Genomic DNA, 15,346 nt, shown 5'->3' with positions numbered 1-15,346 from the left:
AGAACTGCATCAGAAAATCGATGCTGGTGTGAGAATAGCGATCTAGGAGAGTCTATCAGCATTTTAAAAGATGGCTAAATTGTCACCTTAACGGCCGGGCAAATTCCCCCAAAATCACAATAATAAATGCTTTCAGTATCAAGATTTGGTAGTATTAAATAGGTAGGGAAATTTTATGACTAGAATTAAGCGTAGGCAATTACTATCCCTGACTGGTTCTTTATTAGCAACTTTAGGATTGAGCCAGTTGGAATTGAAACAGCGAGCCATTCTTTATCGTAGCGTACTGGCAGAGAATACACCTCGTAAACGGGCATTATTAGTGGGTGTTAATAATTACCCCGATACTAGATGGATAGCCCTTGAAGGCGCAGTCAATGATGTCAAACTACAACAGGAATTACTCATTCACCGTTTTGGATTTCAGTCCGATCAAATCTTGCTTTTAACTGATCATGAAGCAACTCGTGAGAATATCCTACAAGCGTTTGAAGAGCATTTAATTCAATGGGCGCAACCCGGTGATGTGGTAGTTTTTCACTTTTCTGGTCATGGTTCTCAAGTTTTTGATCCCGATCAAATTTTTCAAGATGGGCAAGTTAGCACGATTGTTCCTGTTGATAGCATTCTGCCTCCAGGTTATCCCAATAAAGGAGGAAAAGTTAATGATATTACAGGTCATACTTTGTGGTTGTTAATGCAAGCAATTAATACAGAAAATGTCACTTTTATTCTGGATAGTTGTCACTCTGGAGGGGCAAGAAAAGGCATCTTAACAGTGCGATCTCGCCCTGGAAATCGGGAGTTAAAGGAGTTAAACCGGACTGAAAACTCTAACATCCAACTGTTAGCAAGTCCCCAGGAACAGGAATATCAAAAACAACTGATGTCCAGACTCAACTTGACCGCTTCAGACTTGGCCACAGAGCGAAAAAAAGGCGTTCCCAAAGGCATAATGCTCGCGGCTGCTAGAAATGACCAAGCGGCGATCGATGCTTCCTTTGGCGATACGGCTGCCGGTATCTTTACATATACCTTGACTCGCTATCTCTGGCAGCAAACCGGAGGCGATTCAGTTAGTCAAGTAATGATAAGTGCGACGGCTACTACCGATCGCATTTTACGGGAATATTTCCCGACGGCTGGTTTATTACAGCAACCGGAATTTAATACTAGGGAGGGAAGTAACAACAGCCAGCAAGCGGTTTATTTTCTCAAACCAGATCAGAAAATCCCTGCTGAAGCTGTGGTCACTCAAGTGCAGGGAAATCGGGTGGATCTGTTTTTGGGAGGGATCGATCCGCGTACCTTAGCAGCATTCGGTCGGGGGGCAATTTTAACTTTAGTGGATGGGGAAGGAAAAGAACGAGGTCAAGTTCAGATAGAGTCCCGTCAAGAGTTGACAGCTAAGGGGAAACTGATGCGGACAAGAGATAATATTGCTTCCGGAACTCTACTTCAAGAGCGATCGCGGGCAATTCCCGGTAATTTAACTCTCCGAATTGGTTTAGATGCTTCTTTACAGCAAGCTAAACAAGCTTTAGAAGCGATTAAACGCATTGAAGTGGTATCTTTAGAGCAAACCAACTTTCACTATATTCTAGGGCGAATTTCCCCCATTTATCATCAGCAATTACAGCAATTAAAAGTTAAAAAATTGCCAGAAGTCGGCAGCATTGCTTTATTTTCTCCTGCATTGGATTTGATTCCCGATTCGTCTGGAATTGCCGAGGAAAAAGTAACAGATGCCGTTGAGCGATTACGCCCTAAGTTAAAATCATTATTAGCAGCAAGATTAGTCAAGTTAACCCTTAAGTAGTCGTGCAAAATTAATTTCCTAGTCGAGACAGGAGACTCTGAGACAGGAGACTCCGAGACGGGAGACTCCGAGACGGGAGACAGCTATTAGGGATCGGATTTGAGTTTTCAGTTCACTGTTTCCTCACACCAGAAGTCTGACGGAGTAGTGGCTTAGATGTGTAATTAATTTTGCTTAGGTACTTAATAATACTTCTTCCCTTCTGAGTGTAGCTGCGGCAATGGAAACGGTAGATGGTAGTCAATTAGTAGCAGAATCTTTTACTGTACGAGGTGCGACAATAACCCCCATCAGTCAAACCAGAGGAGTGAGGGGATTAACTACCAATGCTCAAAAAATTAAACTAGGAACATTAATTCGACTCATTGTTCAAAATAATGAATCTTTTCCCCTTTATATCTGTGTATTACTTGTTAGTGTAGATGGTGGTTTAATGGTTCTTTCTCCATCCCAGGGAAATGAAGATTTACCTCCACTTGCTCCTCAAGAAACTATTAATATTCCTGATGTTGATAGAGGGGATCATTATCGGTTTTTTAAAGTTGTCGGTGATCTAGGGTTGGCTGAAGTTTTAGTTATTGCTAGTACAACTCCTCTTAAAAAAGCAATTGATTTGTTGAGAACTTTAGCAGCAGATAGAGGAGAAAGTGCTAGAGGTACGCCGATTAATTCACCCCAACTAGATGAGGCAATTTTTAGTCTTCTGGATGATTTAGATGAGGGAAGTCGGGGAAGTGGGACAACTTCTTTTGCGGAGGTGCGTCAGATTGATACCCGACAGATGGCGGCTATGTCGATTACCTTTGAGGTGGTTGGGATGTAGTTAAATCTTGCATCAAAAACTAAGTTGTTAGGGAAGAACAGTAAGAAATGGAGTCGTTAAGGGCGTATAATAACATTAAAGTAAATGCCATTGTCTTGTATGTTATTGCCCCTATCCTTCAAATTGACGAAAGGAAGGGCAAAATCTAAGCGTACTGCTACTTGTTTCACCGGATTCCACAGTAAGCCGACTCCAATAGCTGCTAAAAACGTCTGGGAAGGAAGCGTAACAGGATTGTCAGGATTATTCCAGACCTGACCAATGTCTGCAAAGGGAGCAATCTGAAAGACTGCATTGCCAACTTCATTTTTTACCAGTGCAATGCGATCTTCAATACTGAAACGAAAACCATTATCCCCAAAGCGGACATTTTGCCGATATCCTCGCAGGGATTGTCCACCACCGATGACGAACTGTTCTGAAGCTAACAGACTATTGGGGGTTAACTGAATATCCACAGAAATTAGCAGTAAATTGTCTTCTCCTAAGCGATGAATACGCTGCATCTGCAATAACCAACTAAAAAAAAGACCGTCGGGTAAGGGACTTGGTCTAATGGTTGCATCAAATAATCCTGTCCCAAAATTAAACTGCGATCGCAATGCCCAAACCCCTGACTGATCACGGGTGATATAATCGACTCCTAGTGCAAAAACGCTAGTTTTGTCTTGATTCAAGTCAGGGCTTAACAATCCTAAATCCTGTAATCCCTGTTCTACCCCCACTTGATTGAGAAAGTCTGTTAAGATTGCCGGAAGATTGACAGCTTCTAAGGCTTCTAAAGGAAACCCATTGCGATAGCTAAAACCAAGGGATAATGCTAATTCCTTCCTTGGTGTACGAATAATCGGTTGACGGAAACTAGCCTGATAGAAGTCGTAATCAGAACTCAGGGTTAAATCGAAGGTTTCTTGGGTAATTTGACCTTGGTTGATTAAATTAAAGGTTTGACTGCTGGTAAATTCACTGCGACTCAGGAAAGCTCGCAATTCAACTGCACCATCCATCGGATTTAAGGGAATATGATACCTAAAATCCCAGAGATTTGTCCTACCAGAGGTGTGTTTGTAGGACGCAAAAATGCGATCACCTAATCCTGTAAGATTGCCATAACCTACACCAATCCCATATTGCTCTCCTCCTAAAATTGGGGGAGAATAATTATCGGCAGTCAATTCTGCATTAAAAGAAGGGGCAGGATTAACAGTAACAACAAGAATGCTTTCTCCAATTTTAACTCCTGGTTGTAAAGAAGCATTAATCCCTTTGATTAAAGGATCACTTTGTAGGAGTAACAGTTGATCCTCAATACGGTTGGGACGCAAGGGAGGTTTTGCTCCTAATTCTAGCCGCAATCGCACATAATTTTCTAATCGCGGAGCCCCTTCAATTTTAATCTCGCTCAAACGACCTTCGATGACTTGAATTTGCACTACACCATCGACAATTTCCTGTTCTCCTAATACTGCTCTAGACGTGATATAACCGTTTTCAACATAGAGTTGGGTAATTTTATCGGCGGCTTCTTGTAATTGCGCTAGAGTAACTGTTCTTCCTGCCAACGGTTCAATAATTGGATTCCAGTCTTTTGGAGTAAAAATCGTGCTGCCAACGACTTCTATTTGACGTACAGAAATTGTGAGATCAGGAGTTTCTAACCCACATTCCGCACCCTCAACTGTCACATAAGCTGTCCCCCTCCAGAGACTTGAGTAAAAATACTTATCTGGTGAAGGTTTTCTCGGTGGCCGTTAGGGGGAGCTTGAGACCCCTAATTATGAAAAAATAGGAATTGTTGGAAAACTTAGGCAGTGGGCTGTTCGACCATGAATCAATCAACAGAAATTGAAGTCAAAAATCTAGACCATCTGGGATTAGTAGCCGGAATTATCGATGAAATAGGAATCGTTGAAATTATCAACGAACAAGTCTCAATTGAGCGAGGAGAAATTGTCACAGCGGGGCAAGTCGTGAAAGCAATTATCCTGAACGGATTGGGATTTGTCTCCCGGGCCTTGTATTTATTTCCTCAATTTTTTGAAGATAAAGCAACCGAACATCTGCTGGGAGAAGGCATCGAAGCAAAACACCTGAATGATGATAAAATTGGTCGAGTAATGGACAAACTTTATCAACTGGATGTTTCGGGTATTTTCCTACTCATTAGTTTAGCCGCCGTGAAAAAATTTGGTGTAGCAACCGAGAACTCCCATTTAGATTCGACTTCTCTATCAGTAGAAGGAGAATATAAAAAGGAATACCCAACAGTAGAAATCCTGAAATCAGGAGCAGTGGGAGAAGAAATTGAAACCAGACAACAGCCAATAAAAATTACCTACGGATACTCCCGCGACCGACGACCTGACTTAAAACAATTTATGATTGACTTAATCGTAAGTGGGGATGGAGATGTACCTTTATTCCTGAAAGTAGGGGACGGAAATGAAGCGGACAAAGCGGTTTTTGGTCAAATCGCCCGAGAATTTCAAAAACAAGTTGACTTTGACAGTTTAATAGTCGGCGATAGCGCCCTCTATAGCAAAGAGAATTTAAAACTAATGAAAGAAATGCGTTGGTTGTCTCGAGTCCCCTTCAGCATTAAAGAGGCTCAAGAGTTAGTCGATAGCATCTCAGAAAAAGAGTTAACCGATTCAGAAATACCGGGTTATTCCTGGCGGGAAACAAGCTCTAACTATGGGGGTATAGAACAAAGATGGTTGCTAGTTGAAAGTCAAGCTAGACAAGAATCAGACTTGAAAAAATTAGAGAAAAAAATCGAGCAGGAAAAGAATTCTGCCCAAGAAAAAATCCGGCAACTATCCCGAAGAGAATTTGAGAATAGAGCGGTGGCGTTGGCGATAGCCAAAGGATTATCTGACTCCTTAAAATCTCATCAGTTAACGGAGATTAAAGTCAATCTCATTCCGCCTGAGTCCCAGGGGTCAAAACTCAAATCAAAAGACGATTTACCCTCTCAAAGCTATCAAGTTCAAGCCAAATTAGAGTTGAATTTGACCGCCATTGAGAGGCTAAAGAAACGAGCAGGACGATTCGTTTTAGCAACTAACGATTTGGAGAAACAACGATTAAGCAGTGAGGATATACTCAAAAAATATAAAGGGCAACAAGCTCCGGAAAGAGGATTTTCTTTTCTCAAAGACCCCTGCTTTTTTGCTGACAGTGTCTTTCTCAAATCTCCCCATAGAATCGAGGTCATGGCCATGCTCATGGGCTTGTGCCTGCTGGTTTATACTATTGGTCAAAGACAACTTCGTCTGAATTTAAAACAGCAGGAGACGGGACTGAAAAATCCGTTGGGTAAGTTAACTGACCGACCGACGTTACGCTGGATATTTCAGTGCTTTCAAGGGATTCATCTCCTACGTATTCAAGACAATCAAAAGATTAGCAACTTAACGGATGAGAGGCGCAACATTTTGAGATTTTTTCCCAAACCTTGCCAGGAATATTATCTCTTATCTTGACCAGATGGATTGACTTCAAGGGGTGACAAAACAAAGCGAGCAACTGGAACATCTCCCCCTAGATGTTAAGTCTGATTGCCTAGTCATTCTCAACAAGCACTGTTTATTGAGAATGACCGGGGGAACTCTGAAATTTTCGGCTTAGTTGCCGGCAGCTTGCCGCCAACTCACTCCTCTAGATAAGTATTTTGACTCGCGCCCCTTCCTCTTTTGAGACGTTGTGACACTTAGGGTGCGGAATGTGGGTTCTAATGGGGGTGACGGTTGAGTTTCGGTAGGCGTAATAACGGGTTTTCTCTCTTCGGGAAGGGGTTGAATCGGTTCGGATTCGGGTGGCAAAAAGCGATCGCTTGGTTGTGTTTGCTGAACAAGTTCTAAAACATCAAAATCTCCTGCCCATGCCTTATTCGTTTCCCTATTACTGTCTAGAATTAGGGAGGGCAAGACTAACCCCAAAGTTATAAAGACACTCCTAACACACCATTTCATTGTTTTAAAATCTCCTCAAATGATTCAGATATGCTCCATTTGTAGGGATAAATTTCTAACTCGATCAGCTTTTGAACAAAAAATTTACATAAATTTACATAAATAAGCTTAATTGTCAAGATTTGTGTCGTTAATGTTTCCCTTTGAAGGAGTTTTAGCAGAATTGAAGGCAAAGCATTTACAGTGAGGAGTCCTGTGAAACCAATCCATTATCTTTGGTCTTCCTTAATCTTAGTGGCAACCTGTGGCGTTTCCCCTGTTAAGTCCCAGATTACTGCTACGCCAGATGGAACGGGAACAGTGATTATTATTAATAACAACCAATTTGATATTAGTGGTGGGAAACAAGCGGGAAGCAATCTCTTTCACAGCTTCGATCAATTTGGACTTTCTCAAGGTCAGACAGCAAACTTTCAATCAAATCCTAGCATTTCTAATATCTTAGGTCGAGTCGTTGGGGGTAATGCCTCAGTTATCAATGGGTTAATTCAAGTCTCAGGGGCTAATTCTAATCTCTATCTCGTCAATCCTGCGGGAATTATCTTCGGTCCTAATGCCAGTTTAAACGTTCCTGGTTCCTTTACTGCCACAACCGCTACGGGGATACAGGTAGGGGATTATTGGTTTAAGGCAATGGGCAGCAACAATTATGCTGACTTAATTGGAACTCCCAACGCCTTTGCTTTTACAGATAGCCATGCAGGGGCAATTATTAATGCAGGTAATTTAGCCGTTCCTCAAGGAAATAATATCACTCTGTTGGGGGGAACGGTCATCAATACAGGAACCCTGAAAGCCCCAGAAGGGAATATTACCATTGCTGCTGTCAAAGGGGAACAACTGATACGCGTTACCCCTCAAGGAAGTCTGCTGAGTTTGGATTTACCTGTTGCGGTCAAAACTTCCCTCAACGCAGATAGGCAAAGTTTTACCCCTCTATCTTTGCCTCAACTACTGACAGGTGGCAACCTCACCCATGCAACAGGAGTTGAAGTAACAGGAGATGGCCGAGTTCGCCTGACTCATTCTCAAACGGAAATTCCCCAACAAGCAGGGACAGTGATTGCATCGGGAATTTTAGATGCGTCAGGAACGACTGGGGGTGAAGTGCAGGTATTAGGGGATAAGGTTGGTGTGATTAGTGGCAAGATTGATGTGTCGGGGATTAATGGCGGTGGAGTTGCGTTAATTGGTGGTGATTACCAGGGAAAAGGAACGATTCCTAATGCAACGCAGACATATATCAGTCAGGATTCCATCATTGATGCCGATGCTTTGATGAACGGGGATGGTGGGAAAGTCATTGCTTGGGCAAATAATACAACGAGATTTGATGGCAATATTACTGCACGGGGTGGAACGGAATCAGGAAATGGTGGTTTTGTTGAGGTTTCGGGAAAAAAGAATTTAAGTTTTCGAGGAAATGTAGATGTTGGTGCAGTTAATGGTCAATCGGGAAGCATATTTTTAGATCCAGAAAATATTATTATTAGCAATAGTTCTAATGCCACGATTTCAGAAGAAACTCTTGAAAACATGAAAGGGGATATTACTTTAGAAGCGAGTAATAACATTACTGTCGAAGATTTGGCAAATAATATTTTAGAGTTTAAAGATACCTCAACTACTTCGATCACATTTACGGCAGGTGGCAACTTTGTGATGAATCCTAATGATACTATTTTCGCACCTGGAAAAGTAGTCACCATAACAGCCAAAAACATTGTAGCAGGTAATATTAATACGGCTGATAAAAATATTCCTCTATCGGGGACAACCTTCACCGATTTTATGACAGGTGGTGAGATAAATTTAACGGCAACTAATGGAGATATTAACGCAGGAAGGCTCAGTGCGACTAACAATATAAACCTGAACGCTCAGCAAAACCAATTGATAATTACTGGCTCTCAAGGCAATGTGTTTATAGACCTTGATCGAGGTGATATTATTGCAAAGGGAATTGAGATTATTTTTGTGGGTGAAAATGTAAATGATTTTGGTTTTACGGCTGATGCTTCTGGTGTTTTTCGTGTAACTGAGGTAATAACAAGAAAATTTACTAATACTGATAATCTTGGAAGTATTCTTTTGATAGATGGATTAAAAGGGGGTTCGATTACACCGAATAATCCATTTCCTCAACGACCTATTCTTTCGATTTCTCACGGAGGGTTAACTGTTCAATTAGGTAGCGGCTTAGTTATTAATGGGGGTAACAGTAGTTTTGGTTTTATTGCAGGTAGTGAGGTAATTCCTCAGGGAATTAGCGGCACTGGTGGAGATATTAAATCATTTACAAGAACTGATCATCGAGGCCAAACAGGAGGTATGGTAATGTTTACTACTAATACAAGCCTAGCAAGTGGTGGCGATCCAGGTAATACAAATCGCGATTCTAATTCTAATAATACTAATCCTAATAGCAATACACAACAACTACAAGGTACAAGCACAGTTTGTGACACCAATGATACCGAGAATAATGCAACTATTAGCCAAAAGCCTGTAGAAGAACCTAACCAACCTACTACTGATAAAAAAGTAGGAGAATCCACTGAAGGCTCAGGTAGATGCCAAGTTCCAACAACCCCACCCAGAAGTCTTTTGCAAATTGAAGGATATTGATGAAACTCAAGGCGATTGGAGTCACTTTAATTATTGCTTGTTTTGTCGTGACATTGGCAGAGAAATTATGCTCAGAACCTCTTATATCTCAGCAATTTCTATTAGCACAATCGCCCAATTCTCAAGAAAATGAAGTAAGACAACTACTCAAACAGGGCAATCAAGCTTTTGAGACAGGTCAACTAAAAGAAGCCTTACAACTCTGGAAGCAAGGGTTATTACTGGCTGAATCTTTGTCTAACTCATTTTTAAAAGGTTCACTGTTGATCAATTTGGGTGTTGTCCATCGAGAATTAGGAGAATTAGGAAAATCTTTTGAATATTTCGACCAAGCACAACCCATCTATCAAAACCATAACAATCCTGAAGAAACAACGCTATTAGAAAATATAGGCATTAATTATTTGAGGCTGGCAGATTATGACACTGCACTTGATTATTTCCAAAAAACTTTGAAAATTGCTCGAGAAACAAATGATCTATCAAGTCAAGCATCTGCATTATCACATATTGCCCTTGTTTATACTCAATTAAATAATTACGATAAAGCTATAGAAACTTACAATCAGAGTTTAGAATTGGCAGAAAAAGCTTACAATCAGAGTTCAGAATTAGCAGAAAAGTTAAATATAAAAGCTATCATAGGAAACATTTTACATAATCGAGGAATTGTTTATCAAACTTTAGGTCAAGATACCGGAAATAAGCAATATATCCAACAAGCATTTCATGACTATCAACGAAGCTTAACTATTGCTAGAGAAAACAGCAATAAAGTATTAGAGCGTTCCGTATTAGGCACTTTGGGATTATTTCATCGAGATCAAGAGAAAGATTATCTCAAAGCGATTCAATACTATCAGCAAAGTTTAGCCATTGCTAGAGGGCTAGGCAATCCTGAACCAATTGCCATGGCACTCAATAATTTAGGCAACAATCAATTAGATGCTAAACAATTTTCAGAAGCCGAAAAAAGTTTGCGAGAAGCTATCGATATTTGGGATAAATTTCGCTCTGATTTACCCGATCGCTTGCAGGTTTCTCAATTCGATACCCTCGTTACTTATATTCTCCTACAACGAGTATTAGTTGCGCAAAAACGCTATGATGAAGCACTGGAAACTGCTGAACATGGTCGCGCTCGTGCCTTTGTTAACTTGCTCGTCAAGAAACTTTCTGCAAATCCCCAATTTATTTCTAAGTTAAAACTAAGTCTCCAAGAAATCAAAAAAATTGCTCAAACCCAAAATGCAACCTTAGTTGAATATTCAATTATCCCCGAAGAAAACGATCAACTGCGTCACGGGAGAAAACAATCTCAAGGAACCCCTGGAGAACTCTACATTTGGGTTGTACAACCGACAGGCAAAATAGAATTTCGTCAAGTCGATCTTAAGTCAAAAAAAATTGCTCTCGACGAACTCGTTAAAAGTGGGCGAGAATCGTTAGGTGTAAGAGGACGAGGTGCAAGTATTGAACTTGTTACTATTAATGGAAGTGCATCGGGACAAACACAACGTCTTCAACAACTCTATCAAATCCTGATTCAACCTATTGCCGAACTTCTGCCAACTAATCCCGAAGCAAAGGTTATTTTTATTCCTCACCGCTCTCTTTATTTAGTCCCTTTTCCCGCACTGCAAGATCCCCAAAATAACTATTTAATTTCTCAGCATACTATCATTACTTCTCCAGCCATTCAAATACTCGATTTCACCCATCAAATTAAGCAACAACACGCTCATCTTTCCCCAGAAGCTATTAACAAAATATTAATTGTTGGCAATCCCGTAATGCCAAGTTTAGGCAATCCTCCTAAACAATTACCCTCTTTACCCGGTGCAGAACAAGAAGCGATCGCTATTGCTAAATTACTCCAGGTTAAACCTCTTCTCAACCAAGAGGCAACAGAAACCGCTATTATTGCTCAATTACCTAATGCTAGAATTATTCATTTAGCAACTCATGGATTGTTAGATAATACCGATGCTACAGGGGAAAATGCTAGGGGAACAACCCTAGTAAGTTGGCTCAATAAAGCAGAACTAGCTAAACTAAGAAATGGTGCGATCGCCTTAGCACCGAATCCCTCTGCCAATGATGACGGATTTTTAACCTACGATGAAATACTCCAACTCAAGCTCAATGCTGAATTAGTCGTTTTAAGTGCTTGCGATACAGGAAGAGGCGATATTACAGGTGATGGGGTGATTGGTTTATCTCGTTCGTTGATTTTAGCGGGAACGCCCAGCGTTATAGTCTCTTTGTGGTCAGTTCCTGATGCACCTACTGCAAGTTTAATGACTGAATTTTATCGCAATTGGCAAGAGAAAAAGCTCGATAAAGCGCAGGCGTTGCGACAGGCAATGTTAACCACCATGAAAAACCATCCTAATCCGAAAGATTGGGCGGCATTTACTCTGATTGGAGAAGCAGAATAAGACCCAATACTACTCGGTTAAGCCCGAAAACGACTTGCTGAGGTTCAGCATTTACTAAGCTTGCTGAACTATACTGTAATCTCGATTGAACTAATGGGACTTAAACGCCAAATAAAGATCAAATCGAGTATAATCGTTAAAGAGTAAGCACTTTACGTTGAAAGATCAGCGATGAAAGAGACAACCCCAGCCGCGATGCCCCCATGCTTTGACCGATGGTGTCGGCGGTTTGACAATTGCTTCAAAAACGAAGCGCAAAAAAACGGCTTCAGACAATATTTAGGAGGATTATTAGGGGAAAGTGAGCGGAAAAACCTCACTCAAATGGCCAATAATGCCGTCGGAGTAGTTTATAACCGATTACATCACTTTTTGACCGAATCTCCCTGGTCAGACCGTCAGGTGAATGAATGTCGGTTGCAAGTGATGAACCAATGCCGCCAGACGCAAATCCCCCGAGGATTTTCCCTGATTGTCGATGACTCAGGACATCGAAAAAGTGGCAATCTGACCGCCGGAGTTGGCAGGCAGTACCTAGGAGAAATTGGCAAGACAGACAACGGAATAGTCGCCGTCACTACCCATCTCTACGACGGCAAAAAAAGTGTCCCCCTAGACATTGAAATTTATCAACCGGCTAGTTCCTTAGCCGAGGGGAAAGAAGACAAAGAATTTAAGAAGAAACCGGAGATAGCGATAGATTTAATTGACCGGAGCTTAACCAGAGGCTATCGACCGAAAATCGTCTTAATAGATGCTGGTTATGGCAACAACACAAATTTTCTCAAAGCCCTGGAAGAAAGAAAGCTAAAATACTTAGGAGGATTGGCAAAAAATCGAAAAGTAATTATTGAAAAAGAAGGGGGTGTGGAAGAAACAATCCAGCTTGAGCAACTAGCAAAAAGCCTATCAGAAAAGGATTGGGAGAAAATCACCCTAAATCTAGATAAAGAGAAAACGGTTTGGGTAGCGGTATTCAGAGCGAAAATATCTCAACTAGAAGGAGAAAGGAACTTGGCGATCGTCATGAATGCAAGTTCAATGGAAAAAGCAACAGAGGTTGACTATTTCATCACCAATGTAGTTGAGGCAGATACAGTAACAGCTTCGTGGATAGTGAGGACTTACACCGAAAGAAATTGGGTGGAAGTATTCTACCGAGAAGCCAAAGGATGGTTAGGGTTAAGGGAATATCAAGTCAGGGATAAACGAAGCTTACTTCGTCATTTTATCTTGGTGTTTTGTGCCTATACATTTATCCTGTGGCATCAGTTAACTGGGGGATTGCAAAGGCGGTGGGCGAATCGACCTTTAAACACTTTTGTGGAAGCCTTGGAAGCTTTTCGGACAGCGATGTCTTTCCGTTTCTTTGAGTGGCTGACCGAGAATCGGGATGTGTTTGCCGCTTACAAAGCCAGTTTAGGCTTTGTTTGGGCTTGAAATTTGTTTAAGTCCCACTAACAGCGTCATTTTGATGATTTATTTCTGGCATTTTTGGAGCGACTGTTATCGTTAATCTCAATCCTAAAGCTTGGAGCCAAGAGGTTAGTTGATTCATGGCTTCAGGGGCAGGTTTTTGCATTAATTCTTCCAATTGCTTCGCCTGAATTTTGATTTGTTCTGGTGTTAGATTTTGGGAGCCAAGGGCTTCTAGGACGTGATTGAAGGAGAGTCTGAGTAATTCTGATTCAAATCCATATTCATCTCCCTCTAGATGAGTTTCCAAATAAACTGCTGCATAATGGGTATCTTTAACCCGCATTTCTCACAAACTGAATTAAGAACCTAATTTGGAGGTTAAAAGTTGGTGTTTTTCAAAAATAAGAGAAACCCGCTTAGTTATCAAGGAATAATCTGACTAAACTAATCAAAAAATTCCTGAATTACTGGAAAAATTCCGTCAATTAGGGAAAATGTTCACGACAAAGTTAGCTGAATTTATAAGCAGCCATTTTTAAGACTATTTAATGATCTTTGAAAACTCTTCAACTTATCCAGTTCCCGCTATCGCTTGAATTCTAGAGTAAGCTATCGCTAAAATATCTTGATAGGGACAAGAACTGGCAATTGCGATTAAAATTCTTCTGACACTAACAGTAATTCTAGCTCCTAATTTAAGGAAATTAAGGCGAATTGTTCCCACTGTCGCTTTGGCAAAAGAAGTTTTAGCCAAACAATTTTGACGAAAAGCTTGCATTAAAACATAAGCCATTGATGACAACCAAAGTCTTAATTGATTACTCTCAAATGTCTGTGTCGAATTCCGGTCAGCAAATAAGTCTAATTGTTGCTCTTTAATTCGATTTGACCTCTCACCTCTGGGGCAATATTTTTCAGTGTAAAGTTTAGATGGGGGAATCTTTGATGCAGGTAAAGAAGTCACAACGTGGCGAATTTTTACGCCCTCACTACCAGGACAAACTTTTGTCACCACTCTTCTTGAACGGCTCCAGGATTTTTGGGTTTGATAACATAGGGAACGATACCAAGTCGATTCTGGTACCAATTTCGCCAATTCTCCTAACTCTTCATCGGGAGAAAATAACGTCTCCATTAATTCAGTAACTGGCTGAAGTCTTTGCTCGTAATCTGCCTTAGCTTTCTCAATTACATCGGTCGCTCGTAATTTTAATTGACTATTCGTTGCCATTGCTAAAACATAATCAACTCCTGCTTGACTTTCGCAAAATTTCATGATATCTTCACGGGAATAGGCACTATCTCCTCGTACTAATATCTGCGTATCTGACCATTTTTCTCGAATTATACCGATTATTCGCTGCAATTCTTCTAATGCTCCTCCAGCAGTATCTACATGAGAAGACCGGAGTTTAGCTACTAATAAATGATGCTCACAGAAAATATACAAAGGAGCATAACACACTCCTTTATAATAAGTATTGAAAAACGCTCCCTCTTGATTTCCATGCACTTGGTCATCGGTGACATCCATGTCTAAAATAATTGGTTTCGGTGGCTTTTTGTAGGATTCTAGAAAGATGTCCACAAAAGCTTTTTCAATTTCTTTGGGGTTAGGCTCGATTTTATGGTAACGACTGTTCTCTTGATTGATGACTGTTTCCGGACAATATTCTAGTCGATTAATTGTACTTTTTCCCGCTAAATTTGCTTGGGCTGAGTCAATAAAATTTAGTTTTTTCAATGCTATTGCTAAAGCTGGAGCATGACGTAATTTATCATGATCATTGACATCCTCATATCCCAAAACTATCCCATAAACTCTTTGTGCGAGTAGTTCATGAACTGAATAATCTAGATAGGATGAATTTCGATAATCTCGAAAACATTCGGCAAACCGAGCCGTTATTTTTAGCTTTTGGTCTAACTCTGCCATCAAAATAATTCCTGCATCTGAGGTGATTTTTCCTCCCTCAAAATTAGCGATTACTTGTCTTCCATTGAGGTTTCCAAAATTTAATTGATTGAGTCGAGACTGGTCTGAACTAGGAGTCATAAACTTGACATACTTTAAATAGTTTTAATGATTAAATTATAGCAAGCTTTTGACTTCATTCTCTACTTAAAATTGAGACTTTATCAACTAATTAACCTAAAAATACGCATTTTAAATTTGTTCTTTTTTCAAGGTCTAATTGATGATGAGCTTAAGTTGAATCCTAACAACACACTGTCGTTTTTG

The 15,346-nt window shown here is 40.5% G+C and carries 10 protein-coding genes; 6 read left to right on the top strand and 4 right to left on the bottom strand.

Features of this window, described 5'->3' with window-relative positions; genetic code table 11:
* The first annotated feature begins 175 nt into the window (after positions 1 to 175).
* Positions 176 to 1,819: a caspase family protein gene (locus tag MAE_RS10865; protein ID WP_012265613.1), complete on the top strand. Its 1,644-nt coding sequence runs from the start codon at positions 176 to 178 to the stop codon at positions 1,817 to 1,819.
* A gap of 220 nt (positions 1,820 to 2,039) precedes the next feature.
* Positions 2,040 to 2,642: a DUF4384 domain-containing protein gene (locus MAE_RS10860; protein ID WP_148204742.1), complete on the top strand. Its 603-nt coding sequence runs from the start codon at positions 2,040 to 2,042 to the stop codon at positions 2,640 to 2,642.
* Between the two features lie 56 nt (positions 2,643 to 2,698).
* Here MAE_RS10860 and MAE_RS10855 read toward each other — a convergent pair whose 3' ends face one another.
* Complete coding sequence (locus tag MAE_RS10855) at positions 2,699 to 4,327, bottom strand: ShlB/FhaC/HecB family hemolysin secretion/activation protein (protein WP_012265611.1); 1,629 nt, start codon at positions 4,325 to 4,327, stop codon at positions 2,699 to 2,701.
* 141 nt (positions 4,328 to 4,468) lie between these two features.
* On the opposite strand from MAE_RS10855, the gene MAE_RS10850 reads away from it, so the two are divergent.
* The gene (locus MAE_RS10850; RefSeq protein ID WP_012265610.1) at positions 4,469 to 6,127 is read left to right on the top strand and encodes an IS1634 family transposase; all 1,659 of its coding nucleotides are present in this window, start codon (positions 4,469 to 4,471) and stop codon (positions 6,125 to 6,127) included.
* Positions 6,128 to 6,268: 141 nt separating this feature from the next.
* On the opposite strand, the gene MAE_RS33285 is transcribed toward MAE_RS10850, so the two are convergent.
* Positions 6,269 to 6,616 (bottom strand): hypothetical protein, encoded by a 348-nt coding sequence (locus tag MAE_RS33285; RefSeq protein ID WP_012265609.1) that lies wholly within the window; start codon positions 6,614 to 6,616, stop codon positions 6,269 to 6,271.
* A gap of 234 nt (positions 6,617 to 6,850) precedes the next feature.
* Here MAE_RS33285 and MAE_RS27695 point away from each other — a divergent pair, with 234 nt between their 5' ends.
* The 3 genes from MAE_RS27695 (at position 6,851) to MAE_RS10830 (ending at position 13,125) form a co-directional block, all read left to right on the top strand.
* The gene (locus tag MAE_RS27695; RefSeq protein WP_158303509.1) at positions 6,851 to 9,244 is read left to right on the top strand and encodes a filamentous hemagglutinin N-terminal domain-containing protein; all 2,394 of its coding nucleotides are present in this window, start codon (positions 6,851 to 6,853) and stop codon (positions 9,242 to 9,244) included.
* A complete protein-coding gene (locus MAE_RS10835) occupies positions 9,244 to 11,685 on the top strand; it encodes a CHAT domain-containing protein (RefSeq protein ID WP_012265607.1) in 2,442 nt (813 codons plus the stop codon). Before MAE_RS27695 ends, MAE_RS10835 begins: the two co-directional genes overlap by 1 nt.
* 171 nt (positions 11,686 to 11,856) lie before the next feature.
* The gene (locus MAE_RS10830; protein ID WP_012265606.1) at positions 11,857 to 13,125 is read left to right on the top strand and encodes an IS701-like element ISMae34 family transposase; all 1,269 of its coding nucleotides are present in this window, start codon (positions 11,857 to 11,859) and stop codon (positions 13,123 to 13,125) included.
* Positions 13,126 to 13,132: 7 nt separating this feature from the next.
* On the opposite strand, the gene MAE_RS10825 is transcribed toward MAE_RS10830, so the two are convergent.
* Positions 13,133 to 13,447, bottom strand: a complete 315-nt coding sequence (locus MAE_RS10825; protein ID WP_012265605.1) for a hypothetical protein — start codon at positions 13,445 to 13,447, stop codon at positions 13,133 to 13,135.
* 228 nt (positions 13,448 to 13,675) lie between these two features.
* Positions 13,676 to 15,160, bottom strand: coding sequence for an IS1380-like element ISMae9 family transposase (locus MAE_RS10820; RefSeq protein WP_012264152.1), 1,485 nt, complete (start codon positions 15,158 to 15,160; stop codon positions 13,676 to 13,678).
* Positions 15,161 to 15,346: the final 186 nt, after the last annotated feature.

It is taken from the genome of Microcystis aeruginosa NIES-843 (assembly GCF_000010625.1).
GTDB lineage: Bacteria > Cyanobacteriota > Cyanobacteriia > Cyanobacteriales > Microcystaceae > Microcystis > Microcystis aeruginosa.
This window is presented reverse-complemented; position numbering and strand designations above follow the sequence as displayed.

Bases quoted from the DNA above. Each gene is read 5' to 3' on its own strand.
- MAE_RS10850 (WP_012265610.1), top strand. From the start codon at position 4,469: ATGAATCAATCAACAGAAATTGAAGTCAAAAATCTAGACCATCTGGGA.
- MAE_RS10835 (WP_012265607.1), top strand. From the start codon at position 9,244: ATGAAACTCAAGGCGATTGGAGTCACTTTAATTATTGCTTGTTTTGTC.
- MAE_RS10860 (WP_148204742.1), top strand. From the start codon at position 2,040: ATGGAAACGGTAGATGGTAGTCAATTAGTAGCAGAATCTTTTACTGTA.
- MAE_RS10865 (WP_012265613.1), top strand. From the start codon at position 176: ATGACTAGAATTAAGCGTAGGCAATTACTATCCCTGACTGGTTCTTTA.
- MAE_RS33285 (WP_012265609.1), bottom strand. From the start codon at position 6,616: ATGAAATGGTGTGTTAGGAGTGTCTTTATAACTTTGGGGTTAGTCTTG.
- MAE_RS10820 (WP_012264152.1), bottom strand. From the start codon at position 15,160: ATGACTCCTAGTTCAGACCAGTCTCGACTCAATCAATTAAATTTTGGA.
- MAE_RS10825 (WP_012265605.1), bottom strand. From the start codon at position 13,447: ATGCGGGTTAAAGATACCCATTATGCAGCAGTTTATTTGGAAACTCAT.
- MAE_RS10830 (WP_012265606.1), top strand. From the start codon at position 11,857: ATGAAAGAGACAACCCCAGCCGCGATGCCCCCATGCTTTGACCGATGG.